Raw genomic sequence first — 23,988 nt, forward strand, 5'->3', positions numbered from 1 at the left:
CCATAACGCCAGATCCAGGCACGGTAACGCCAGATCCAGGCACGGTAACGCCTGACCCAGGCACGGTAACGCCTGACCCAGGCACCGTAACACCAGATCCGGGCAATGGTAACGGTCAGCTTAAGAACGATAGCAACGAGTTGGACGATGCTCCGAAAACTGGAGATAACAGCGTATCGCCATTCTTGTATATGATTTTGGCGCTGATGTCCTTAATGACGATCGGGTTCTGTCTGCTTGGGTACAAGAAGAAAAAGCACATCCAGTAATGGAAGGGAAGGCGGTAAGAAAATGAGCAAAACTAAAAAAATTCTTATCGCTGTTTCCTTGCTTGTGTTGGTATTTTCACTTGTCAGTCTTGCGAGGACTTTCTTGCGAGATTATGCCGAGAAGCAGAAAATCGAAGAGTTAACAAAGGTTTGGAAAGAAGGATCAGAACAAGGTGGAGGGGATGTATTCCCCTCCCTTTTGTTCAATAAAGGCAATGAGCCGGTTATGCTTCCCGAATTTCGAGATCTTTACGAGAGGAACTCAGACATCGTCGGCTGGCTGAAGATTGACGGTACCCGAATTGAGTACCCGGTCATGCAGAGCCCACAGGATTCGGAGTACTATCTCAATCATGATTTTGATAAAAATGAAAACCAAGGCGGGCTTCCTTTTTTGGACGAGTCTAGTACGACCAACAATTCGGACATTTTGCTGATTCATGGTCATCACATGAAAAGTGGTTGGATGTTTAAAGATTTAATGAAGTACAAGAACAAAAGCTTCTATCAAGAACATGCGACGTTCCAGTTCAGCACGCTTTACGAGAAGGAAGAGTATGAGATTGTTGCCGTTATTCTGTCAAAAGTTTATCGCAAATCGGACGACGTGTTTAAATACTACCAGATTGAGAATGTAAGTACGCCCGCCGAGTTCGATTCATATGTTCAGAATATCCAACAACTCTCTCTTTATGACACAGGCGTAACAGCACAGTATGGTGACAAGCTTATTGTACTGTCCACATGCGAGTATTCGACCGAAAACGGTAGGCTAGCGGTGGTGGCCCGAAAGCGTTAATTGACGATGCTGAAACACAAAATCAATCTGCTTTATTTTGCGTTCTCTCCTTAGAGGACGCGATTTTTCTTTTTCTCGAAATAAGGTGCTCATGGACATGAAGGCCTGTTCCAGTCGTCAAAATGGGAAATGGCGTGTTAAATCGACAAATCTATGTTTCTATGATAGGGTTGAAGCATCCCATAGGCATTCTACTCTTCGGAGTAGAGTGCCTTCATGTATATTATGGGTGCTTACATTAAATGTATTTTAAAATCAATTGGATCGTATATGGAGGTGGTGATGCTATGTTTCTCTCTTTAGCCCCAACAGGGGATGGTTGGATGAGTATAAAAAATGTGAAAATATCATTTAATAAAGAGGAGCGAACATAGCATGACTACTAGTTTTCAAGCGGAGAACCGCATTCCATTAAATACATCCCGACTTAGGGATTTACGTAAATCCGGGCGTTTGCCAGGTATTGTTTTTGGCAAAAATACGGAGAATGAAATGATTCATATTCCAACAATACAATTTCAAAAATGGTTGAAGCAGGGTACGTCTGGTTTTATCGAACTGCAGTTTGAAGAGAAAGACTCATTGACTGTATTGTTGGAAGATCTCCAGCGTGATCCAGTTACACGGGATTTACTTCATGTGGATTTTCAACAGGTGCAGACCAATGAGATCCTGCGTACTAAAATTCCTGTGAAGTTCAACGGCACACCGATCGGTACAAAACAGGGCGGAGTCGTGCAGGTTCAATTATCTTCTATTGAAGTGGAGGCATTGCCGAGACACTTGCCAACGTCGATTGAATTTGACATTAGTACTATGGAACTTGGAGAAACGTTACATGTAAGTGATGCAACGTTTGCACCAGATGTGACGGTGATCTCTGAGGGGAATGAGTCTCTTCTCTCTGTAGTTAAACCTTAACAATTCCAAATTCGCAAAGCTGAATAATTCAAAATTAGCCGTACGGGTGATCATCCGTACGGCTAATTTGTGCTGATTACGAGATGTTGGCGTGCTCCCAACCTCACAAGGCGGGTAGTCTGGAATTCACCTCACGTATGTTTTTTGCTCGCGTACAAGCGCAATGATCCTTATATTTCGCTACCTTTTCAAAGTTCATTCGCAAAATTCAGGTGTAAAGTAGGTAGACTCAGGAAAGGTAATCACTATAATGGAAATAAGATACATATATAGTTGAACCTGAACCGCTAAGGTCATTGGCATAACATTTCTAAACAGGGCGGTGAGCGAAAAGAAATGGACAAATTAAAGAATAGCGGATTCTATAAACTGAGATTCTTCATCACTCCTGAAGAGTTTAAAAGCCTTTTGCAGCTTTTGGAGCATCGGCAAGCGCAATTCTATCGTACCAATGCTGCCCGAACAGAGCATGATTATAATCAGGTGTACGAGGAGTATCAGACGTTCTATCAGTATTTTGTGGCAGGAGAAAAGAGATATGACATCCATCCCTTCTTTGTTTACTCTATTTCTATTGCATCAGATCAAGAAAGTTCAGGATTTTTTGTAAGAAATGAAGGGGTTTCTTTTCCATATCACGGACAATGGGCAGAGGATGAACTGCCGTGTATCTTGCTTTCATTTCCGAAAGGTTTTCAAGTTAATTTGGAAGATGAAAAAGGAAAGTACTATATTTATGAGGATATCCGGGACCATAAGCCGCTGACCTATGCATTTTTCGATGAAATAAGAGAAACTATCAAAAAAATGACCAAACCCCTTCGCTTCTCAGCCCTTGATGCAGATGCGATGAAGGAGCAAAAGCCCTCTGTGCGTATAAGCCATGATGCAATGCACGAATTGAGCCAATCGTGGATCTTCAGTAAATATAGACTTGTGATTCATGGCAAATAGGAGGGGGACGAAATGACGTTCGCCCTAAATATTATCTGTACCTGGGTACTGCTAGTTGCCTCATGTTCCGCAGTGTGGTGGAGTTTCAGAACAGAAAAGCTTATAACCATCTCCTGGCTGGCATTTTTGCTACCGGCTGTCTTCCAGCTTGTTACGGCTTTCCGGATTGGTCCAGGCCAAGCAAAGTCACTCATCGTGTTTGGCTGCATCAATCTGGTGTCTGCTGCCCTTGTGGGTGCGGGTGTCTGGTATCTAGTCCAAATAGCCAATTCATATCGAAGGGGCAAATGATCAACGAATGGAAAGGGGAACTCTATTCATGAAGCCAATGCAAGAAATAGAGACACTGGCCATAGAGATCGCTGCTGCCGCCAGAAAGTCTTTTTGCACCCTTTTTGAAAATGGTGAACGTTACTATTATTGTACGTTATACACTACTGGCGAAGGACATGTGCCAAGCATTTCTGCATGGTCGTGGGAAGCTTTGGCGTTGGAATCGGCTAGACAAGCAGAGGAAAGTGATACGCCGGTATCCACGATTGCGGATCTCATCAAATGGTCGTATGCGGATTCGCCCTATTGTTGTTTTGGGGATGATCACTTTGACGGTGTCAAACAACGATATAACGAGCGTCCTTTCATTGCGGAACTGGAGAATGATGATTGGAATCGCGAGTTGGATGTGAGGCTGAAAGCCATGGAGCTGGCGATGAAAATGCTCGATGATGAAGGCATATTTGCCTTAAATCAACCGCGAGAGTCCGTATGTGTCCTTGTTGAAGTCATGCCGCCGGATAAGATCAACACTGAAATCGCCTTACGTTTGAATCGGGCGGAATCTCCGGCTATGCAAGCATGGTTGGCGAAGCGGCAGAGTAGAAGCATCTGCAATTTGGAGAGTTTTGACCGTCTATGATGTACTGTTTCGACGGAATTAGTTCATTAAAATGATACTAACAGTAGGTCTATAATTCGCAAACCACCTTTGTACATTAAAGGGTGGTTTTTTTCGTGTTTGTCAACAGTGTACAAACACACTTTTTCTACCTTGTCCACATTTATACCTCACCAAAACTATTTAATTGCATTTAATAGACTATCAATAAAAAAGGAGGTTTTGAGAATGGGAAATAGAAGACCTGGAGCACCTAGAGGTGGTTATGACCCTGTTCAGATCTATAACTCGACTTCGTTTAATGCGAGTGGAGTAGTGGAGTATGCATCCATCTTTTGTAGCAACGACAGATATAGTGTTCAGCGTGACGAGACTTGGAGATCTTCCGACCGTGGTGTGTGCCTGGTAACTAGAATCACCGCGACGGTTAGAACACCGAGTGGAAATATTGAGGCTGAACCGTATACCTCTTCTGGTACTTCGTACAGCCAGTTCGCCATTATACAGGTAGGGGTAAATCAGTTCCGAGTGACACGTGTTACAAGTACGATTAGAAAATGCCGGAAATAACCGAAGAGGATTAATATCGAGATTAGGTACGAAACATGAAGAGACGACTTGCCCGGGCTAGCAGGCAGGTCGTCTTTTTTCGTTTTAGTGTTTCTTGTACCATAATATTCTGCGGTGCATCGAGGAGTCTTTCATAAGTCGGAAAGGGCGCAAATCCGGTTGATAATTGCCTTCGATAATCCAAATTCGCCGTTTCTTGTCGATGGCTATATCGAACCCAACTTGTCTAAGCATGGGGTAATGCTCTCCCAATCGTTTGGCAGCTAATCGTGCAACTTGTTCCGCTTTGACAAGTAAGCGCCGATCTCCAATTCGAGCTAGTCTCAGTGCTTTAATAACGGGAATGGGGCGGTTATTCACATTGGTGACTTGGTATCCTTGTGCTGCGACTTTAGCATAGGAACCTGTCACGTTCCAAGTGGACGAGGAACCCTTTTTGCGCTGAACCATAATCCGAATGTCGAACGGCCTGTGTTTAATTTGAGCAAGCTGCAGACGCTTTTGGATAATATATTCATCACTTTTGATTGTTTGTTCGAACCATTCGACTAACTGCACGTTGTCTCTCATGGTGACTGAGTTATTTTCATTTTGAATACGATAAGCATTTGCACCGCTTCGTTTAATGAACAGGATACCCCTTCCGTAACTGCCATTACGAGGTTTCAGTACAACGCTGGAATACTGAAGAAGCATCTTCGTTAGCGTATCCTTCTCAAGCAACTGTGTCTCTGGCAACAGTTCTGCAAGAGAGGGCTCATCGCGCAGAATGCCATACTGCAACCATTTGTCTCTTTCGAATAACATTGGAATCACAGCCTTTTTCAATCGTCTACGGTCATTCTAATTCAAATTCGTGATCCGCATAAGTGGCCATTCGTCTAGATTTGTAAGTGGGAAGCATGTCCAATCGGTCGATGGAGACAGAAGATGAACTAATACGAGGAACGACTGCATTCTGGGGAGGCGTTCATTCACGCCATGCTGGTACATGTGCTGAAACGAGAGCCAAATGTGCAATTGTTTGAGTAGTGCTAGACTAACCCTCTACTAGTATTTTTCGCCTATGAATTAGCTTATAAAAGAGTGCAACTTTTTTACCAATATATATACAAGTTATTCGTTTACTGTATGCCTTTTCGGTGTTATACTCACAATATTCAAAAAAGAATCTGTGAAAATATGTCGAATTGAGGCTTATCAGGATGATTATAGGTAGACAAAACGGCGAAACGATCATCCTCATTCCATCGCTTGAACCGGATGAGAGACTTCCAGCCTATGTAAGGCAATTGCGAGAGTATGGATTTACTAATATTGTTATTGTGGACGACGGATCTGGTGAGGCCTACCAGTCGATTTTCGAGGAGCTTCGCGAGAACGGTTGTGCTCTGATGACACATGCGGAAAATCAGGGGAAGGGTGCGGCACTCAAGACCGGATTTGAGTATATTGGTCAGCAATTCGACGCATTTTCCTTCGTCGTAACCGCTGATTCAGACGGACAACACGCAGCTGAGGATGTATACCGCATAGCCCAAGAAGCAAGGCTTCATCCGGATTCGTTGGTGCTCGGGGTAAGGAACTTCAGCGAGGGGAATATACCCCCAAAGTCCCTGTTAGGCAATCGGATGACCTCCTTTATTTTTGCCATGCTGTATGGTAAAAAGCTGTCAGATACCCAGACTGGGCTTCGTGCCTTCGGTCCAGGGTTACTTGCGTTTATGCAGGATGTTCGCGGCACTCGATTTGAATATGAGCTGCAGATGCTCATCTCGTGCATCCAATCGGGCATTCCGATTCATACCATGCCAATTCAAGTCATTTATGAAAATGGCAATGCGGGCACTCATTTTAAAGCGATCCAGGATAGTGCTCGGGTCATGGGGGTGTTGTTCTCCAATTTCCTGCGGTTCATCTCATCGTCGGTGGCGAGTTCGGTCGTGGATTTGGGCATCGCCTGGTTTTTGATCGACGCATTGCGGCCCATGTTGGGTGAGCAGCACTATTTAAGAATTCTGCTGGCAACCGTGATTGCGAGAATTATTTCCATTGTAGTCAACTATGTACTGAACAGACACTTTGTATTCCGCAAGGAGGATAGCCAGGGCAGTCTATGGCGCTATCTAACGTTATGCGGAGTAGTGATCTTGCTGTCCAGTACCGGTGTTTATATATTCCATACCGTTCTCTTCGTAGATGAGAAATTGGCGAAATTCGTCTGTGATGCCTTGCTGTTCCTGCTCAGTTTCCAATTGCAGCGAAGATGGGTATTTGCAGCAAGGAGGAAGCAGTTGTAGTGCAAAACGAAAAAAGGCAGAATATCTTTTTTGTCATCACGATGATCCTGATGTCGATTTATTTGGTATGGCGTACGTTCTTTACGTTGCCATGGGGTGAGGGCGTTCTGAACGTCATTTTTGGTATGCTGCTGATTGTGGCTGAGACGGTCACCGTACTGACAACCTTTGAATTATTCTTTCAAAAAATGCAAAAAGAACGTACACAGCTCGATTTTCCAATCGTTCCGCCGGAGTATTATCCGGATGTGGATGTATTTATTGCTACGCATAATGAGCCTGTTGATCTGTTATATAAAACCGTTAATGCCTGTACGTTCATGGATTACCCGGACAAACAGAAGGTTCATATCTATCTCTGTGATGATGGAGCAAGACCTGAGGTGGAGGAGCTTGCCAAACAGTTTGGTGTGGGATATCTGGGGTTCCCCGGAAACAAGGATGCCAAGTCTGGTAATCTGAACAATGCACTGAGCAAAAGCTCTTCGCCGCTCATTGCAACGTTTGATGCGGATATGATTCCACAGCACACCTTTTTGATGAAAACGGTACCCTATTTCATGCTCTCCACGTTTATTAAGGAGAATGAGGTATGGCGTCCTCGCCGAGAGGACGAGATGGACCCTAAGTTCAAGCTTGGTCTGGTACAGACCCCGCAAAGTTTCTACAATCCGGATCTATTCCAGTTCAACCTGTATGCAGAGCAAGGTATTCCGAATGAACAGGATTTCTTCTCCAGAGAAGTGAACATCCTGCGTAATGCCTCCAATGCGGTAGCCTATACAGGAAGTAATACGATCATTTCCCGGCAGGGCATGGAAGACATCGGAGGTTTTCCACTCAATACAATCACTGAGGACTTTGAGACAAGCATCCGCTTGCAGCAGGAAGGTTATATTACCTACGCAACTCAAGAGGTTCAAGCTGCCGGGCAGACGACAACAACAGTGAAGAGTATGATTAAGCAACGGATTCGCTGGGCAAGGGGTATCATTCAGAGCCTGCAGAATACGCGTGCACCCTTATCTGGCAAGCTTCCTTTCTGGACGAGGGTGACCTACTTAAGCAGTTTCTTATACTGGTGGTCCTTCTTTAACCGGTTGATTTTCATTTTGGCACCTATTTTGTTTGCGTTATTCGACTTCCAGATTGTGAATACAACCTTCTGGCAAATCCTAATATTCTGGCTTCCATCTTATTTCTTCTATAGTGTATCCATGCGATATCTGTCCAGCAATATTCGGAATCAGCGATGGAGTCAGGTTATCGATACCATATTCATGCCTTACTTGATCTGGCCGGTTCTCCTGGAGACGCTGGGTATTCGTGAGAAAAAATTCAAGGTCACCAACAAAAGCAGAGCAAGCGGTCGACAATGGATGTCTGCTCTGTTATATGCACTTCCGCATATCTTCTTGCTGTTGCTTTCCATTGCAGCCGTGATTCGGTATGTGAATGGCAAGTACGGCATTGCGCTGTTCTTCAGCAGTATCATTATTTTCTGGCTAATTCATAACATGATTGCGCTATGTTACGCCCTGTTCTTCATGGTTGGCCGCCGTGCGTATCGGGAGACAGAACGGATTCGGGCGCAGGAAGATGTCACGATTCACGACCAAGCCAACAATCTGCGATATCAGGCCAAAACGGTGGATGTATCTGAGCAAGGTATTGCCTTCTATGTTCCTTATCCCATTTATTTGGCTGAGCAGAAGATCATCTCTCTGGTTGTCAAAACCGACCGGTATGAGGCCAATCTCGATGCAGTCATCGTTTATGTGAAACAGGATGGGGAGGGCTGGCGTTACTCCGCAACGGTTCAGCCGATTGATGAGAATGATAACCGCCAATACATGCAAATCATCTACGACCGTAAACACTCATTGCCAGAGCAGATGAATCTGTGGGATACGGCTTATGACGATATGTTACGTAATGTGAAAAAACGGATTGTTCAACCCAGATCGGATCAGCGAAAAATGCCGCGGCTATCCCTTCAGCTTCCAGTTCATTTCACCAATGATGCTAGCTGTACACTGCGCAGCTTCAATTATCGTTTCTTCTCCGCGACGGGTTTCCATGGTGATATTGCGGCAGGAGCGGTCGTTACCTTTTATACGAAGAGTAATATTGAAGTCATTTTGCAACATACGGGAAAAACGACAGCCCGTGAGCGTGAAGTGCTTCTCTCGGTGGAGAATATCGATGATATTGTGGAGAAGGGCCTGATCGACCAATTGCTGACTGATTTGATTCAGCCACATTCCGATCGTTCCACCAGAGAGGGTTAGGAGAGATAGAGATGCTCATTGTGCTTCATTTTGTGATGGGAGTTTTATTGATATTCTCCTTTCTTGGTTATATGCAGTTTGTACGGAAGGCTCTTTCACTACGTTGGGAGTTCATCCCTGTATTTGTGTTTTCCTCGATTGCTTGCTTTGTTTTTCTGAGTGGTTTGGCAGGGCAGCTCTTTACGGGCAGCCTTGTCATCCTGATTGCAGGTTTGCTTTTATATGGGGGAATGTTGTTTCTCAGGTTGCGCCGAGGGGCATCATTAAGGATGTCCTTTTCTATATTCCAATTTTCATTCCTGGCAGGGACTTTTGTTTTCTTGCTGGTGCTCTTTCAGAACCAATTAACACATTACGATAATTTCTCACACTGGGCTATCGTACTGAAGCAGATGCTGAGTACAGATGCCTTTCCAACGCCAGACTCCAACCTGATTGATTTTAAAAACTATCCGCTTGGGACTTCGTCTTTCATTTATTATGTCTGTCGCTTCATGGGGCACTCCCAGTCCGTAATGCTCTTGGCACAGGGATTACTTATCTTCTCCTGTTTTTATGCCATGTTTGGCATTGTTTCGGAGAAGAAACGCTTTCTTCTGTACGCTTTTCTCGGGCTCGGGTTATCTACACTTTCGTTTTTCAATCTTACGATTCGGATCACCAACCTGCTCGTGGATTTCTTGCTTCCGATCTACGCGCTCGCAATCCTGGCGGTGATCTACCAATATCGTAATGAGATCAAAAAGGCATGTATTGTTGTTCTTCCGCTTGCGGGATTACTGACCATCATCAAAAGCACGGGTATTATTTTCGCTGCGATCGGTCTGATTTTCCTAGTGTATACATGGCTAAAACATAAACAAAAGTTCGATTGGAAAACAGCGCTCGCTGTAGTGGGTACGATCTGCGGTGCGCTGATTCCCTACTTTGGCTGGAGCTGGCGAATGGCGACGGTGTTCCAAGGGATTGATAACAAGTTCGATGTGGCTACCTCGGGGATTCAAGCCGGCAAAACGCCAGAGCAGATGCGTGAGATTCTGTGGACTTTCCTGAAGGCCAGTACGGATCTGACGACACGGCCAGTGATCGGCATTGTTATTTTCCAGCTTATCGCGATTGCAGCATCTGTATTTGCCATCGTTGTGCTCAAGAAGAAGTGGAACTTGTGGAAAGCATTAATTGCTTTGGACGTTGTGCTGTTACTGTACTATGCGGGTATTCTGGCGTTGTATCTCTTCTCCATGCCATTGGATGAAGCAATTGTCCTGGCTGGATTTGAGCGTTATGCATCAAGTATCGTGGTGCTATTCGCCGGTGGGCTGGTGTTGTGCGCTGCGATCGACCTGGAGCGATCATTCCACTATCGGATCGGTGAAGTACCAGATTATCAGTCCTTTAAGACAGTTGAGACAAAAGGTCATTATCAAAAAGGCATTATCGGCTGTATGGCGGTTGCAGCCACCATCCTTTTGTCCGAATACAATGGTATCGTGTCTATCGCCCAAAGCTATGATACAACGCTTCCTTACAAGATTCATGCGGTTACTGGTGATCGGTGGTACTCAGGTGGGCAGGAGGATAACAACAGATATCTCTTCTACGCCTCAGACAGGGACCAACAGGTCACGAACTATTACATGCAATATGTAGGGAAGTATTTCTTGTATGCTCCTCATGTGGACGGGATTGTGTTGTTCTATGAGGATAATATGGATAACCTTCTGAGCGGCTACGATTATCTGGTGGTTGTCGAGACCGATCTCAACGCCAAGTGGTTGCTGAAAAAGCATTATGGCATCGACATGCAGGAGGGTATCTACAGAATCACCCGTTCCGGGGATCAGATCGTTCTTACGTTGACTTGAGATCATCGATGTTGAGATCCTGTTCCGGACATCTGGTCAGGTAAGATTGAATACATGATTGTATATAGATTCTCCTTAAATATAGCCCGCTATAGCTAATACCTATAGCGGGCTATAACTCTTTCGTAGAACAGCTATTCCGATCGGATATGTTATATTTAATTCTATAATGATAAACGGGGAGATTAAACTATGAGCGTACAAACAGGACCTAAACAACGAACAGTCACTCCATTTCGATATGATATTGTGGGCAGTTTCCTGCGCCCGAGTGCGTTGAAGGATGCCCGATTAAAATACCAAAACGGCGAAATTACCACGGAACAGTTGAATGAAGTGGAGAACGCCGAGATTGTGAAACTTGTACAGAAACAAAAAGAGGTTGGCCTTCAGGCTGTAACGGACGGCGAATTCCGCCGCTCTTGGTGGCATCTGGACTTCTTCTGGGGACTGGATGGTGTAGAGCGGACAATCATTGAGGAAGGCTACCGATTCAACGGTGCGACATCCAGACCGGAAACAGCTCGTCTGAGCGGCAAAATCAGCTACAGCAGTCATCCATTTGTAGCTCATTATGCCTTCTTGAAAGAAGCGGCTGGGGAAGACGTTGTTGCCCGTCAGTCCATCCCAGCAGCTGCACAGTTCCTATTCGAATTGGACCGGGCAGATAATAAGGAAAGCACACAGGCCATCTATCCGAACCGCCAAGAGCTTCTCTCGGACATTGCTGGGGCGTACAAAGCATCCATTCTGGCTTTTTATGAAGCCGGCTGCCGCAGCATCCAGATTGATGATTGTACGTGGGGTGCATTGTGTGACCAACAGTTCATCACAGTGATGGAGCAGATTGGTGTCAATGTGGAAGAGTACGCAAACGAACTCGCAAAACTGAACGAAGATGTGGTATCTGGCCTGCCGGAAGACCTCGTGGTAACCACTCATGTCTGCCGCGGTAATTATGTTTCGACATTTGCAGGAGTCGGTGGCGGTTACGAGCCGATTGCGCAGACACTTCTGAGCATCGATAACTACTCTGGTTTCTATCTGGAGTTTGATACGGAACGGGCTGGTGACTTCAAACCACTTCGTTTCCTGAAGGACAATCAGCAGGTTGTACTTGGGCTCTTCTCTTCCAAATTCGGAGAGTTGGAGAACAAGGAAGATATCCTGAAACGGATTGAGGAAGCTACACAATATGTTGATCTGGATCGAATCTGCCTGAGTCCACAATGCGGCTTCGCTTCCACGGAAGAAGGCAACCATCTGACCGAGGAACAGCAATGGCGCAAGCTTGCCTTCATTAAGGAAATTGCCGAAGAGCTTTGGAAGTAAGGAAGTAAAATTTCTTATCTTCATTCGTCACTAATCACATGTTGTGTATGAACAAAAACAACTGCGAAATAGCTGTACGGACAACATCCGTATGGCTTTTTAGTGTAATCTTTTTCGAAGTGAATGTTAATATTAAATGTGCTCATCCGCTTCAATAATTTGATCAGAATCCATAGTATGCAGGTCACCAAATAAGATACAATGATACTGTAGAAATACTGTAGAAATCCATTCAAAAGTGGTGAATTCATGAAAGAATTGCACAGTCAGATGAATCGGAAAACGTATTATATTTCAATGCTAGCGATTATTGCTCTGATGTTATCGGGATTAATCCTGTCCACGACAGAATTGAATGGGATTACCGTGGGTTATATGATCCATTGCTTATGCGTAACCGTTCTCACTGTATGTTTATTGATATATCCCAAGTTTGAGACGTTTCCCTTCAGATTGAGCATCATTCTGATCGGATTTGCATACTTCTATACGCTTGCTCTTTTATATCCCCAGTCTTGGACAACCTACATTCTCATAAGTCTACTTCCAGCCCTCGCCATCCTGTTCTATGATCTGAAATTATTTTATTTCTCGTTAATTCTCAATGGAATATTGCTCCTCATTACGTTTGGTTATAATCTTCTGTATAACCAAGGGAATGAGTATGCATATATACATACAGATGTGGTAGGCAATTTTATCAATATTATGGGAAGTCAGGTCATTTTATTTCTTATTTTTCATCTGAGCGTTTCTCGAATGAAAAAGCAGGAACTTTATTTTGAGCAGCTACAACAAACAGAGCATTTGAAGATGATCGCTCATCTAACAGCTGCTGTCGCTCATGAGATTCGTAATCCAGTGACGGTGGTGCGAGGTTTTTTGCAGCTATATCGAGAGGATCACTCTTTTGAGCAGCCGGTGAGGAATAAGTTTGCCTTAATGATTGATGAACTGAATACTGTCGAACAGGTGACCTCTCAATTTCTGACCCTTGCCAAACCCAATAGAGAACTGAGACCAGAGAAGGTCGATGTAAGGGAGGTCCTTGAAGGTGTGACGGGTCTGCTCAGCTCCTATGCGATGTTATCGGACAAACATATGGATGTGAAGGTGGATGAGGATTGCATAATTCTCATTAATACAATTGAGTTCAAGCAGTTGCTGATCAATCTTATCAAAAATGCATTAGAAGCTTCGGATGCGGGTACAACCGTCCACGTAACAGCGAAGCGAGTGAAGCAATGGGTAGAGATAAGGATCTCGGATCAGGGAAGCGGCATGACGGAGGAAGAGGTGAAGTCACTGGGGACTCCGTTTTATTCATTGAAAACAAATGGAACGGGGCTTGGATTGATGATCTGCTATAATATCGTGGAAAAGTATGAGGGAACGATCGAATATCACAGCGCAAAAGCTCAGGGGACCTCGGTGACGATTCGCTTTATAGCTAAAATGGATTAGACCAAAATAAAATAGCGACAGTAGGACAAAGGGATCTTTGTCGCAACTGCCGCTATTCGTCTATCTAGCATGATATCGCCCTTTCGGCACCACCATCGGTGATCCCGAGACGGGGTCTTCTATGACCGTACATTCCAATCCAAAAATGTCTTTCACTTGTGTTGCGGTTATCACCTCTGCAGGTTTACCCTCAGCAACAAGTTTTCCGGTATGAAGTGCAAAGATATGATCTGCATACCGTGCTGATAAGTTGATATCGTGTAGTACCATTACAATGGTCGTTCCGTGTTTGCGATTCAGCTCGGTAAGCAGATCCAGAATCTCAACTTGATACGTGATATCCAAGAAGGTTGTAGGCTCATCGAGAAAAAGGATATCCGTCTGTTGCGCTAGCGCCATCGCAATCCACACACGCTGACGTTGGCCGCCCGAGAGTTCATCAATATTGTGATTGGCAAACTCGGTAATGTTCATGATGGTCATGGCTTCAGCGACAGCCTCGTAATCCTTCTTGGTCCAGCCACTGAACAAGGATTGGTGTGGAAATCTTCCACGCCCCACCAGATCCGCTACCGATATGCCTTCCGGAACAATGGGAGACTGTGGGAGTAATCCGATCACACGAGCCAATTGCTTGGGCGGGATCTTGCTGATGGCTTTGCCGTCCAGCGTAATGCTGCCAGATGTAGGCTTAATGAGCCTAGCCATGGTTTTCAAAAGGGTAGACTTTCCGCAACCATTAGAGCCAATAATGACGCTTATTTGGTTACTCGGTATTACGATGTCCACACCGTGGATAATGGTTTTATTTTCATATCCCGCAACCAGTTGTTTCGCTTCAAATACATGTGTCGGTTTCATTATAACTCTCCCTTACGATTCATTCGGATTAACAGGAAGATCAGATACGGTGCTCCGAGCAATCCGGTAATGACGCCTACGGGGAATCTGTACTCAAAAGCAAACTGTCCGATGAGATCTGAGGCTAGAACCAGATTAACGCCAACCAAACCAGCCGGGATGATGTTCGAGGAGCCAACACCTACGAGCCTCTTCGCGATAGGTCCCGCAAGGAAGGAGACAAAGGCGATCGGACCTGTAGTCGCGGTAGCAATGGCAACCATGCAGACGGAACTCACAATAAGTGCAATTCTGGTTTTGTCCGTATCCACACCTAGGGAGAATGCCGATTGTTCTCCGAGTTCCAATATACTGAGGTGTTTGCCCAACATCATGATGATAGGTGTGCAGATCAGTACGGTAATCACGAGAGGCGGCAGTGCACTCATCTGAGAACCGTTCAGACTGCCTGTGAGCCATCGGATTGCAGCAGGAATATCCTTTTCAGAACTAACCAGTAAGAGATAGGAGATTACTGCATCAAGCATAGCTTGAATACCAATCCCGATAAGTATTAACCGTCCGATGGAGAACACTTTTCCTCTGGAAAGTACATATATGAACAATACCGTAGCCAGACCTGCAATCACTGAAGCCAAGGAAACCATAGCTCCGCTTGCATGAAGTACGACGATACAAAACACAGCAGCAGCGCTTGAACCTGACGTGATCCCGATAACATTAGGATTGGCCAGCGGGTTCCGCAACATGGTCTGGAAGGTATAACCTGCAATGCCGAAGGCAAATCCGGCAAAGAGACCTGTAAGCATTCTTGGTAGACGTATCGTATTCACGGCAAAAGACACACCTTTGATCTTCTCTCCCGAAAGGGAGCTAATGACATCTTTGACCGGATAGATTGTGTTGCCGAGCAAAAGCATGGCGCAGCAAAGAGCACATGCAAGTATGGCAAGGAGACTGGTGACAAGTATCCAGCGGCGACGTCGATGACGTCTGCCCGCCATAATAAATTCAATCGATTGATCTCTCATAATGAACGCACTTTCGATCGCATCGCGAGGATGATTAATATTGGAGCACCTATAAAGGCAGTAACGACACCGACTTCAAGCTCTCCAGGGTTGCTGATGAGTCTGCCACCAACATCGGATATCGTTAGAATGATCGCTCCAGCTATGGCTGACATGGGTATGACAAAACGTAAGTCGGGCCCCAGTATAAGGCGTATGACGTGGGTGGATAACAATCCGATGAAACCAATCGGTCCAGCAAGAGCAGTAGCTGCTCCGCATAATAAAACCCCTGCAAGGGCTGCAATGAATCGAAGTGTTCCTGTGCGAACACCGAGTCCTGTTGCAACATCATCACCCAGCGCCAGCGCATTTAGTGCCGGAGCCGTAAGAAATGCAATGAGTACGCCGATGAGCAGAAACGGGATGAACGTACTGATTCCACTCCAGGTTGCCGATCCTACGCTGCCCACTTGCCAGAACCTGAACTGGTCCATGACATACGAACGAGGGATCATAATGGCGGTGACGAGTGAGGAGAGCGCGGCGCTAATGGCTGCTCCGGCCAAAACAAGCTTAATGGGCGTAGCTCCGCCACGCCCCATTGAGCCGATTCCGAATACAAACACAGCCGTTATTGCAGCCCCGGCAAGTGCCAGCCAGATATATTGATTGGCGCTGCTGATGTTCAGAAATGCAATACCGATAACCACAAACAGGGATGCCCCTGTATTGACGCCCAATATGCTTGGGTCGGCAAGTGGGTTCCGGGTAACGGCTTGCATCAGTGCTCCTGATACGCCGAGTGCTACCCCGCATAACAAGCTGAAGACTGTTCGGGAGATCCGTTTGCGCACGATGTTTGCCCCATAAGAGTCTACTTCCGGGTGAAATAATCCGTCGATTAACTCATGAAACCTCACGGGTCTAGAGCCAAAGACCAGTGAGGCAATCATAGTTGCAGCGAGCAGAATGAAACAAATGACTAACACCAGGATGAAGTTCTTGGGGACATGTGCTCGTATGTGATTATCGTTCGAAAGCGATGTACTATTCATTGATCTTGTCGATAGCTCCGCTAATTAGTTTCAGGTAATCATCGATCGTGTAGGAAATGGACAGTGGGTTTGGCGTTCCAGCAGCAACCAAAGGTGTATCTGCTTCAATGAACGCTACAGAACCACGTTTAACCGCAGGGATTTTACCCAGCAAAGGATCAGCTTGAATAGCTTTTAGCAACTCAGCATCTCCGTATCCAACAAGGATATCTGCATCATTAAGGGCTTCAGCATTCTCTGCGCTTAAGCTCAGGGAGTAGCTGTTAGGGTCTGTAATTTGGCTAGTGACACTCTCTGGAACAACCAACCCTAGCTCACCAAGGAAGGCCACGCGTGAATCTACAGGTGTATAGATATGAAGTTTGGACATGTCTTCAGCGGAGAAGTTAACCCAAACCACTTTTTTGTCTTTGATCTGAGGATATGCTGCTAATTTTTCGTTGACCATAGCCTCAGTATCTTTGATCAATTGCTCACCTTCTGCTTCCATCCCCATACCCTGCGCATTGAAAGTAACCTGCTCACGCCATGTTGTTGCCCATGGAGCCGTTGGATAGGCTACAACTGGAGCAATTTCACTAAGAAGATCGTAGTCTTCCTGCGTAATACCGGAGTATGCTGCAAGAATAACATCCGGATTGGAATCGGAAATCGCTTCAAAATCAAGTCCGTCTGTATCTTGGAAAACGTTCGGGTCGGTTACACCGAGTTCATCGAGTTTCTTAGCTGTCCAAGGCAACAGTCCGCTGTCGTCCTGAACACCAAAGTTAGCTGCAGAGAAGCCTACAGGAACTTGTCCAAGCGCGAGAACGACATCTTGGTTCGCCCATTGTACAGTAGCTACACGCTCAGGCTTTTTCTCAATAACCGTTTCGCCCAGTGCATGCTTGATCGTAATTGGATATCCGGCATTCTCATCTGTAGCGGCTGGTGTTTCTGTAGCTGGAGCTGCCGAGTCACTTGCAGCAGGAGTTGCTGCTGGCTCAGCTGTTTGGTTGCCACAACCTACCAATGCCAGGATAAAGACTAGTGAAACCAGTAACGCCGTTAATGGAAACTTTCTCTTTGTGTTCATGTGTTTCCCCTTCCTGAATCTTAAAATGTATTTGGTAGTGCTTAACATCCTGATTGATCCATTACATCCATGGGGATGTGAACAAGTAGATATATAAAACGTTTTATATACCTGATAATGATTATCAACATCAATAAATATATCTTTTTATCAAAGGGAGTGTCAATGAAAAAATTGTAAAGGCTCATATCATATTAGGGGTTTCTATTAGAAAGGGATGAACATATTATCGATGTATTGCATTCCAGATCATGGTATATTTCTAGTATTAAATAATGTAAGGAGATAACTATGAGTCGCACACTAGTTTTTTCACTAAAAGTAATACCTCTGCTGTTAACTACGATTCTGCTGTTTTCCCTAATTTCTGTACATCCTGCCCAGGCAGAGGGTGAAGTTGCGAACATTGAGGATGCTGTAGTAAAAAGTCAGTTGAGCCTTAATTGGTCTTCATTGGATGAGTTAAATAGTGGAGTTTCCCATTCCATTGCCTATGGTGGAGGGATTTATATGATGCCAGCTGCCGGAGGTTATGTGAAAACCTCTAAGGACGGAGTTACATGGAAGACAATCTATACCGGGAATCCAGTAGATTTTAGTTTGATTATTCATGGAAAGTCAGAATTCATGGGTTTTCGTGAGGAAGCAGATATCATAACCGTATGGACATCCACTGATGGTCTGTCATGGGAGAAGTTAAATAATTCAATACATATAAGATTTTTAAAAGACGCCGTATGGAACGGGAAACGATATATTGCAGTTGGTGGAACAACATATGAAGGAAAGATTTTCTCTTCAGAGGATGGATTAACGTGGACCGAGCGAAAAACAGGTATCTCCACCAATTTTACAGCCGTAGCATGGGGCAATAATACCTTCGTGGCTCAAGGTTATGAAGGCGGAGTCGTAGCGGTATCCAAAGACGGAATCACCTGGAAAAAGGTGAAGACCAATCAGCCTAATTATGAGCAAGTTTGGGATATGACCTATGGCGGTGGAGTTTTTGTTGCTGTAGGGGATGCAACGATCATGACCTCGAAGGATGGACTGAAATGGACATACATATCTTCTAAAGCCTTTTGGTCCAAGGTGTACTGGGCAAAGGACAGGTTTTATATTTTTGGTTTTGAATATGTGAATAAAGCCAATCATGTCCTGAAGGAGGTCAACTGGACATCCAAGGATGGTAAGAGCTGGAGCGATGCTGGGTTTGCAACTAGCCCTAAGCAGAACCCGTTTTTTACCATTCACAACGGCAAACAGTATATAACGATTACGGATGCTGGTATTCAAACATCTGCGGATGGGCGCAAATGGAAGCTGACAAAGCGATATCCTTTTGTGCTTCCGAGTAACGTATATGAAGCAGCAGTGAGCAAGGATAGGCTGGTGCTGGTGGGTGGGTATCTTAGCCAGCTTAACTTCCTTTCCGTCAGCTCGCAGGGTTCTGCAAAGATGAACACGGCTGGCAAATGGCAATCTTCTTATGTGGATCAAGCGTATCCACTTCGGGGAGTTGTATGGTCAGGGAAGGACTTTTTTGCGGTAGGAGATAACGGGAAGATGATGTCCTCTGTTGATGGGGGAAAGTGGAAGGACATTAAATCCCCGACAACTCAATCACTTACGAGCGTGCTGTATGCCAATAATACGTATTACGTGGCAGGTGAGGCCGGCACGATTCTTTCTTCCAAGGATAGGAAGACGTGGAGGATCCTAAACACTAATGTAAAGAAAAAAATCAATGCGATGGCATCAAACGGCACAACACTGGTAGCCGTTGGAGAAAAAGGACTTTTGCTCGTCTCCGAGGATGGTCTGAAGTGGAACGAAATCCCGGCACGATTTCCTGGACATAATTTCGATGTGGTATGGGGTGACGGAAAATTTGTCGTGACCACTGCCAGTTACTATGGGAATGCACAGAGTGCGGTTATTTTGACTTCAGAGGACGGTAAGAAATGGGCGAGGACAGAGTTCCGTGATGAATTATATGCTCGTGGAATGAACACTGGATTCTTTGGCATCTCATACGTGGGCAATCTCTTCATTGCTGTCGGCAGTGAAGGTTCCATCTTCCTTTCCGATGACGCTGAGAAATGGACCAAGCAGGATGTCTTGACGGTAGACGATTGGTACGATGCGGTGGAGTTTAAAGGGAAAGTGTACGTCTTTGGAAATACAGGTAAAATCGTTACGGCTGACCTCAACTCCTTGAAACGGAGCCACTAATTAAGATGCTTAAAGGGAGAATCTATATGCGTAATCAATTCATCAAAAGTATGATCGTTTTATGTTTGGTTTTTGTACTATTACCGACCACTATTATCTCGGCTGCATCGCTTATCAAAGACCCGGTCCTGGCCAAAGTTATTCGAGCAGATCTGAAGATGTCGGCTAAGAAGGAAATAAAGGCTGCCGATTTGAAAAAATTAAAATCTCTATATGCTATGGAATTAAAAAGTAAGATTTCTAACCTGCAAGGTCTTGAACATGCCGTTAATATGACGGATATATTCTTGCCTGATCAAAATATAAAAAATATTAAGCCACTCCACAAGTTGAAAAAATTGACGTTCTTAGCTGTTGAAGGCAATCAGATTGCAGATATCTCACCACTTTTAGGTCTAACTAATCTGCAAAATCTGGTTATGGACGATAACAAAATCAAAAGCCTGGCTCCATTAAAAAATATGCGTAAGCTGACCAGTCTACTCGCCAGTGGTAATCAGGTGACTGATCTAAGTCCTCTTCAGAAGTTAAAGCTGGAATGGGTCATTATGAACGATAATAAAATTCAGGATCTGACTCCTTTAAAAAATCATCCGACCTTGGAGTATCTATATGTAGAAGATAACCTCATCGAGGATATTACAGTGCTCGAAACCATCCCACATCTAACAGAGGTATATTTGGCTAACAATCCGTTGAATGAGCGTGCAGAGCAGGTTGTGAAAAACTTGGAGAAGAAAGGCGTCGTTGTAAGTCTGATAAGCGATGAAGAGGGTCAGGCGAAGTAGTTTTGATTAGAGAAAATGTATATGTATATGTAAGAAAGAAGTTAATCCCTCATTATATTGAACAAAAACAAAGAAGGCCGCAGATATTCTGACGGCCTTCTTTAAGTATGTTGGACAGAAACGCTCGGTAACAACTTAACGCTCGTCCCACAACAATATTATTCCACTACGATCTCCTTCACCGTCTCCCCCTCAACCAGCACCGGCTGATAGTAGGTGTTCGTTGGCAGATCCTTTTTGCCTTGCAGATTCTTGATCACCCAGTCGGCAGCATCGCGGCCCATTTGCTCTTGGGGATGGGTTAGCGTTGTTAGCCGGATGTTGGCGTTCTTGGCAATATACGAATTGTCCTGCCCAATGATGGATAACTCATCCGGGATCGAGATGCCGAGTTGCCTACAGGCGTTCACGACCTCCAGTCCCACCTCATCGTTGTAACAGACAATCGCGGTGAGCGCATCCCTGTTTTCGTCCAGATACGTGGCTACATTATAAGATAAATCCGGTTTCGATGCGGTATCAAAGGAAAGCACTTGCTCAGGATGGAACCGTAACTTCGCTTCACCCAGCGCCTTGATGTACCCCTTCATCCGGTACTTGCCTTGTAGATCATCCATTTTGGCAATAATGCCGATCTGGGTATGGCCTTTAGAGATCAATTCCCGAGTGGCAAGATAACTGGATTGCACGTCATCCAGGCAGAAGAACGGAACCTCCAGCTCCTCATAAAATGCATTAATCATCGTAAACGGCACATCCTGCTCCTTGAAGGACAGGTAGTACGCAATGTTGGGATTGTACAGATTACTTTTGGTCGGTTCGACAATCAGGCCATCCACGCCGTAGGAGAGCATCATTTCGAGGGCTTTTTTCTCCTGTGCCACATCATTATTGGTGCTGGCCAGCAGTAACGAGTAGTTGTCCTCATTCAGACGACTCTCGATGCCACGGATAATGGATGGAAAGATGTAATCCGAGATGTATGTCGTGATCACACCAATCGTTTTCTTCGACGTGTTTACGCCTGATCGTGATCGATACTGATTGCTAACGTAGGTCCCTGACCCCTTTTCGCTTCGTAAAAATCCTTCGTTTGACAACTCTAAAATAGCCTTCCGCACCGTCTGGCGACTTACGGTGTAGCTTTCCTGTAATGCCAACTCGGTGGGGATCTGTTCGCCTATGCTATATGTCCCCGAGAGGATATGACTCTTTATATCATCAATGATGACCTGGTATTTTGGCTTCACGTAGTCCACTTCTTTCATCGTTACTCATCTATATAAACGTTATTGTTCAAATAGTTGTACGTACATATTTTAGCATGATTCAGATAAGATGCATATAAAACAGCACAATTTTTGAAATAAACCGTACATATCCGGCCTTTTTAAATAGAGGTGTACCTTACAACATACCCGTTTTATGACCTTATAAGACCTTTCAATCATCAAATAAAGTGCATTATGTACCCTTTGTAAGTATAACTATTATATATTATTGACAAATGTACGTACAAAAAATATACTAAGGCTGTTAGAAAAGGAAAGCGCATTCTTTGAAAACACAACAGGAAGCATTTATACAAAATTTCATTATTAGCTACTGCCATAAGTAGAAGCTTCACCTTATATATGCATCCTTTGGGATGGAAATCGCGACCGGAGAGGGGATACACGTGATTATGAGTCAATTGGATTTGAAAGAAGCCATTACCAAGGGCGCTACTTCACTTGGAATTGAATTTGGATCAACGCGGATTAAGGCGGTGTTGATTGACGAACGTTTTGAGACCATCGCGTCAGGCAGTTATGAATGGGAGAACCTCCTGAAAGATGGATATTGGACGTACAACCAGGAGGATATCATCACAGGTCTGCAAACGGCTTATCGTGAGATGAAGCAAGATGTGGAACAGAAATATGGAATTACGCTGCGAACGGTTGGTTCTATCGGATTCTCGGCCATGATGCACGGATATATCGCTTTGGATAGGGCGGGCGAACTGCTGGTACCTTTCCGCACCTGGCGTAATGCTACGACGGGAGCAGCTGCAAGAGAGCTGACAGAGCTTCTGCAATTCAATATTCCGGAACGCTGGAGCATCGCCCACTTGTACCAAGCGATTTTGAACGAAGAGGTGCATGTGCCACAGATCGATCACCTGACAACTTTGGCTGGATACATCCACTGGTTGCTGACGGGCAATAAGGCGATTGGGATCGGCGATGCTTCAGGCATTTTCCCAATTGACGAGTCTACACATAACTATCATCCATCCATGATCCAACAGTTCGACGAACAGATCGCAGGCAAAGGTTATCCGTGGAAAGTTGAGGACCTTCTGCCCAAGGTATATCTCGCGGGTGAGAATGCAGGTGAGCTAACGGAAGCGGGAGCCAAGTTGCTCGACCCTTCGCATGATCTGCAAGCAGGCATTCCGCTCTGCCCGCCAGAAGGCGATGCCGGAACGGGTATGGTGGCAACAAATAGCGTGAGAAAACGTACGGGGAACATCTCCGTCGGCACATCCGTATTTGCGATGATCGTACTAGAGAAGGAATTGTCCAAAGTGTATCCCGAGATCGATATGGTCACCACGCCGGATGGCAGTCCAGTAGGGATGGTGCATGCCAACAACTGTTCAAGTGATATCAACGCATGGGTTGGACTGTTCCGTGAATTCTCTCAAGCAATGGGATATGAAGTGGATAACGCCAAGTTGTTTAACGTGTTGTTTAAGAAGGCTTTGGAGGCAGACCCTGATGGTGGTGGCTTGCTCAGCTACGGTTACTACTCGGGTGAGAACATTACGGGACTTGAGAAAGGCCGTCCATTGTTCGTCCGCTCCCCGGAAAGCAACTTCAATCTGGCGAACTTCATGCGGACACATCTGTTCAGTGCCTTCGGTGCACTCAAGCTGGGTATGGACATTTTGACGGAAGAAGAGAATGTAGCCATTGACAGCATTTTGGCTCACGGTGGCCTGTTCAAGACCCCTGTTGTCGGACAACGTATTGTAGCCGCTGCGATGAACGTACCCGTGTCGGTAATGTCTACCGCTGGTGAAGGCGGCGCATGGGGCATGGCACTTCTGGCTTCGTATATGATCAACAAGGATCAAGAGGAGAGCCTGGATGTGTTCCTGGAGCAGAAGGTCTTTAACGATGTTGAGGGAGTCGAAGTGGCGCCGGATGCATCCGATGTGAAAGGGTTTGAAGCATTTATCGAACGCTACCGGAGTGGGCTTGCGATTGAGCAAGCAGCTGTAGATCATCTGGTAGAGAACGGGAGGGAATAA

General features: G+C 45.2%; 21 protein-coding genes. 15 read left to right on the forward strand and 6 right to left on the reverse strand.

Annotated elements, in window-relative coordinates:
* The 7 genes from ACE04G_RS22470 to ACE04G_RS22500 all read left to right on the forward strand — a co-directional run.
* Window positions 1–269 (forward strand): LPXTG cell wall anchor domain-containing protein (locus ACE04G_RS22470; RefSeq protein ID WP_486094823.1); only part of this gene is annotated, 269 nt, incomplete at its 5' end.
* 22 nt (window positions 270–291) lie between these two features.
* Window positions 292–1,068, forward strand: a complete 777-nt coding sequence (gene srtB / locus ACE04G_RS22475; protein WP_339306285.1) for a class B sortase — start codon at window positions 292–294, stop codon at window positions 1,066–1,068.
* Between the two features lie 375 nt (window positions 1,069–1,443).
* A complete protein-coding gene (locus ACE04G_RS22480) occupies window positions 1,444–1,989 on the forward strand; it encodes a 50S ribosomal protein L25 (protein WP_339306283.1) in 546 nt (181 codons plus the stop codon).
* Between the two features lie 336 nt (window positions 1,990–2,325).
* The gene (locus ACE04G_RS22485; protein WP_339306281.1) at window positions 2,326–2,943 is read left to right on the forward strand and encodes a hypothetical protein; all 618 of its coding nucleotides are present in this window, start codon (window positions 2,326–2,328) and stop codon (window positions 2,941–2,943) included.
* Window positions 2,944–2,955: 12 nt separating this feature from the next.
* Window positions 2,956–3,234 (forward strand): hypothetical protein, encoded by a 279-nt coding sequence (locus ACE04G_RS22490; RefSeq protein WP_221820185.1) that lies wholly within the window; start codon window positions 2,956–2,958, stop codon window positions 3,232–3,234.
* Window positions 3,235–3,262: 28 nt separating this feature from the next.
* Window positions 3,263–3,859, forward strand: coding sequence for a DUF4303 domain-containing protein (locus ACE04G_RS22495; protein WP_221820184.1), 597 nt, complete (start codon window positions 3,263–3,265; stop codon window positions 3,857–3,859).
* A gap of 207 nt (window positions 3,860–4,066) precedes the next feature.
* Window positions 4,067–4,408, forward strand: coding sequence for a hypothetical protein (locus ACE04G_RS22500; RefSeq protein ID WP_221820183.1), 342 nt, complete (start codon window positions 4,067–4,069; stop codon window positions 4,406–4,408).
* Between the two features lie 84 nt (window positions 4,409–4,492).
* Here ACE04G_RS22500 and ACE04G_RS22505 read toward each other — a convergent pair whose 3' ends face one another.
* Window positions 4,493–5,215: a YheC/YheD family protein gene (locus tag ACE04G_RS22505; RefSeq protein ID WP_221820182.1), complete on the reverse strand. Its 723-nt coding sequence runs from the start codon at window positions 5,213–5,215 to the stop codon at window positions 4,493–4,495.
* Between the two features lie 398 nt (window positions 5,216–5,613).
* On the opposite strand from ACE04G_RS22505, the gene ACE04G_RS22510 reads away from it, so the two are divergent.
* From ACE04G_RS22510 to ACE04G_RS22530, 5 genes are all read left to right on the forward strand, one after another.
* The gene (locus ACE04G_RS22510; protein WP_449004014.1) at window positions 5,614–6,708 is read left to right on the forward strand and encodes a GtrA family protein; all 1,095 of its coding nucleotides are present in this window, start codon (window positions 5,614–5,616) and stop codon (window positions 6,706–6,708) included.
* Window positions 6,708–8,999 (forward strand): glycosyltransferase family 2 protein, encoded by a 2,292-nt coding sequence (locus ACE04G_RS22515; RefSeq protein WP_221820180.1) that lies wholly within the window; start codon window positions 6,708–6,710, stop codon window positions 8,997–8,999. The genes ACE04G_RS22510 and ACE04G_RS22515 overlap by 1 nt, the downstream gene beginning before the upstream one ends.
* Before the next feature lie 11 nt (window positions 9,000–9,010).
* Window positions 9,011–10,864: a hypothetical protein gene (locus ACE04G_RS22520; RefSeq protein WP_221820179.1), complete on the forward strand. Its 1,854-nt coding sequence runs from the start codon at window positions 9,011–9,013 to the stop codon at window positions 10,862–10,864.
* Between the two features lie 192 nt (window positions 10,865–11,056).
* On the forward strand, window positions 11,057–12,196 hold the full coding sequence (locus ACE04G_RS22525; RefSeq protein WP_221820178.1) for a 5-methyltetrahydropteroyltriglutamate--homocysteine S-methyltransferase: 1,140 nt from the start codon (window positions 11,057–11,059) through the stop codon (window positions 12,194–12,196).
* Between the two features lie 249 nt (window positions 12,197–12,445).
* A complete protein-coding gene (locus ACE04G_RS22530; protein ID WP_449003762.1) occupies window positions 12,446–13,660 on the forward strand; it encodes an ATP-binding protein in 1,215 nt (404 codons plus the stop codon).
* Window positions 13,661–13,720: 60 nt separating this feature from the next.
* Here ACE04G_RS22530 and ACE04G_RS22535 read toward each other — a convergent pair whose 3' ends face one another.
* Genes ACE04G_RS22535 through ACE04G_RS22550 form a run of 4 tightly spaced genes read right to left on the reverse strand, consistent with a single transcriptional unit; the run spans window position 13,721 to window position 17,664 of the window.
* Window positions 13,721–14,521 (reverse strand): ABC transporter ATP-binding protein, encoded by an 801-nt coding sequence (locus ACE04G_RS22535; protein WP_449003763.1) that lies wholly within the window; start codon window positions 14,519–14,521, stop codon window positions 13,721–13,723.
* Entirely contained in the window at window positions 14,521–15,552 is a 1,032-nt protein-coding gene (locus ACE04G_RS22540; protein WP_339180804.1) for a FecCD family ABC transporter permease, read from the reverse strand. Before ACE04G_RS22540 ends, ACE04G_RS22535 begins: the two co-directional genes overlap by 1 nt.
* On the reverse strand, window positions 15,549–16,589 hold the full coding sequence (locus ACE04G_RS22545) for a FecCD family ABC transporter permease (RefSeq protein WP_449003764.1): 1,041 nt from the start codon (window positions 16,587–16,589) through the stop codon (window positions 15,549–15,551). Before ACE04G_RS22545 ends, ACE04G_RS22540 begins: the two co-directional genes overlap by 4 nt.
* A complete protein-coding gene (locus ACE04G_RS22550; protein WP_221820169.1) occupies window positions 16,582–17,664 on the reverse strand; it encodes an iron-siderophore ABC transporter substrate-binding protein in 1,083 nt (360 codons plus the stop codon). Before ACE04G_RS22550 ends, ACE04G_RS22545 begins: the two co-directional genes overlap by 8 nt.
* A gap of 291 nt (window positions 17,665–17,955) precedes the next feature.
* On the opposite strand from ACE04G_RS22550, the gene ACE04G_RS22555 reads away from it, so the two are divergent.
* Window positions 17,956–19,899: a DUF6242 domain-containing protein gene (locus ACE04G_RS22555; protein WP_221820167.1), complete on the forward strand. Its 1,944-nt coding sequence runs from the start codon at window positions 17,956–17,958 to the stop codon at window positions 19,897–19,899.
* Between the two features lie 26 nt (window positions 19,900–19,925).
* Window positions 19,926–20,687: a leucine-rich repeat domain-containing protein gene (locus tag ACE04G_RS22560; RefSeq protein WP_221820165.1), complete on the forward strand. Its 762-nt coding sequence runs from the start codon at window positions 19,926–19,928 to the stop codon at window positions 20,685–20,687.
* Window positions 20,688–20,845: 158 nt separating this feature from the next.
* Here the strand turns inward: ACE04G_RS22560 and ACE04G_RS22565 are convergent, their stop codons facing one another.
* Window positions 20,846–21,937 carry a GntR family transcriptional regulator gene (locus ACE04G_RS22565; protein ID WP_221820289.1) on the reverse strand — a complete coding sequence of 364 codons (1,092 nt, stop codon included), beginning with the start codon at window positions 21,935–21,937 and terminating at the stop codon, window positions 20,846–20,848.
* Window positions 21,938–22,371: 434 nt separating this feature from the next.
* Between ACE04G_RS22565 and ACE04G_RS22570 the strand changes: the two genes are divergently transcribed.
* Window positions 22,372–23,988: a xylulokinase gene (locus ACE04G_RS22570; protein WP_449003765.1), complete on the forward strand. Its 1,617-nt coding sequence runs from the start codon at window positions 22,372–22,374 to the stop codon at window positions 23,986–23,988.

This window comes from Paenibacillus sp. AGC31 (assembly GCF_057334655.1).

Coding starts and splice junctions, on each gene's coding strand:
- ACE04G_RS22500 (WP_221820183.1), top strand. CDS start 4,067: ATGGGAAATAGAAGACCTGGAGCACCTAGAGGTGGTTATGACCCTGTT.
- ACE04G_RS22480 (WP_339306283.1), top strand. CDS start 1,444: ATGACTACTAGTTTTCAAGCGGAGAACCGCATTCCATTAAATACATCC.
- ACE04G_RS22490 (WP_221820185.1), top strand. CDS start 2,956: ATGACGTTCGCCCTAAATATTATCTGTACCTGGGTACTGCTAGTTGCC.
- ACE04G_RS22545 (WP_449003764.1), bottom strand. CDS start 16,589: ATGAATAGTACATCGCTTTCGAACGATAATCACATACGAGCACATGTC.
- ACE04G_RS22530 (WP_449003762.1), top strand. CDS start 12,446: ATGAAAGAATTGCACAGTCAGATGAATCGGAAAACGTATTATATTTCA.
- ACE04G_RS22560 (WP_221820165.1), top strand. CDS start 19,926: ATGCGTAATCAATTCATCAAAAGTATGATCGTTTTATGTTTGGTTTTT.
- ACE04G_RS22485 (WP_339306281.1), top strand. CDS start 2,326: ATGGACAAATTAAAGAATAGCGGATTCTATAAACTGAGATTCTTCATC.
- ACE04G_RS22510 (WP_449004014.1), top strand. CDS start 5,614: ATGATTATAGGTAGACAAAACGGCGAAACGATCATCCTCATTCCATCG.
- ACE04G_RS22555 (WP_221820167.1), top strand. CDS start 17,956: ATGAGTCGCACACTAGTTTTTTCACTAAAAGTAATACCTCTGCTGTTA.
- srtB (WP_339306285.1), top strand. CDS start 292: ATGAGCAAAACTAAAAAAATTCTTATCGCTGTTTCCTTGCTTGTGTTG.
- ACE04G_RS22535 (WP_449003763.1), bottom strand. CDS start 14,521: ATGAAACCGACACATGTATTTGAAGCGAAACAACTGGTTGCGGGATAT.
- ACE04G_RS22540 (WP_339180804.1), bottom strand. CDS start 15,552: ATGAGAGATCAATCGATTGAATTTATTATGGCGGGCAGACGTCATCGA.
- ACE04G_RS22570 (WP_449003765.1), top strand. CDS start 22,372: ATGAGTCAATTGGATTTGAAAGAAGCCATTACCAAGGGCGCTACTTCA.
- ACE04G_RS22520 (WP_221820179.1), top strand. CDS start 9,011: ATGCTCATTGTGCTTCATTTTGTGATGGGAGTTTTATTGATATTCTCC.
- ACE04G_RS22550 (WP_221820169.1), bottom strand. CDS start 17,664: ATGAACACAAAGAGAAAGTTTCCATTAACGGCGTTACTGGTTTCACTA.
- ACE04G_RS22525 (WP_221820178.1), top strand. CDS start 11,057: ATGAGCGTACAAACAGGACCTAAACAACGAACAGTCACTCCATTTCGA.
- ACE04G_RS22495 (WP_221820184.1), top strand. CDS start 3,263: ATGAAGCCAATGCAAGAAATAGAGACACTGGCCATAGAGATCGCTGCT.
- ACE04G_RS22505 (WP_221820182.1), bottom strand. CDS start 5,215: ATGTTATTCGAAAGAGACAAATGGTTGCAGTATGGCATTCTGCGCGAT.